The organism is Streptomyces hygroscopicus subsp. hygroscopicus, from assembly GCF_030269125.1.
Classification (GTDB): domain Bacteria; phylum Actinomycetota; class Actinomycetes; order Streptomycetales; family Streptomycetaceae; genus Streptomyces; species Streptomyces hygroscopicus_C.
Window position 1 is genome coordinate 1 of the sequence record NZ_BSSM01000070.1, and the last position, 360, is coordinate 360.

Sequence of the window (360 nt, forward strand, 5' to 3'; positions counted from 1 at the left end):
CCGAGCGGAACACGCCGATCGGGGTGTGGTGCAGGGTGTCCGGGTCGGCGAGGCGGGAGAGGGCGAAGGCGGTGGTGGGGGAGGCGGCGTGGGCGTCGTGGACCAGGAGGTCGGCCTCGTTGCGCGGGGTCACGGTGACCACGTGGAGGTCGCCGGTCCGCGGGTCGCGTACGACGCCTCGGGAGCCGTCGGCCCCGAACCGGACGGGCTGTCCGTGCTCCAGGCGGATCAGTGCCTCCTCGGAGCGCTGTTTGTCCTTGAGGGTGTCGAAGGCGCCGTCGTTGAAGATGTTGCAGTTCTGGTAGATCTCGATCAGCGCGGTGCCCGGGTGGTCGGCGGCGGCGCGCAGGACCTCGGTGA

At 71.4% G+C, this 360-nt stretch carries 1 pseudogene; it reads right to left on the reverse strand.

The features are described 5' to 3' along the window. Positions 1-360: pseudogene (locus QSK45_RS38135) on the reverse strand (2-oxoacid:ferredoxin oxidoreductase subunit beta); the annotation flags it as partial.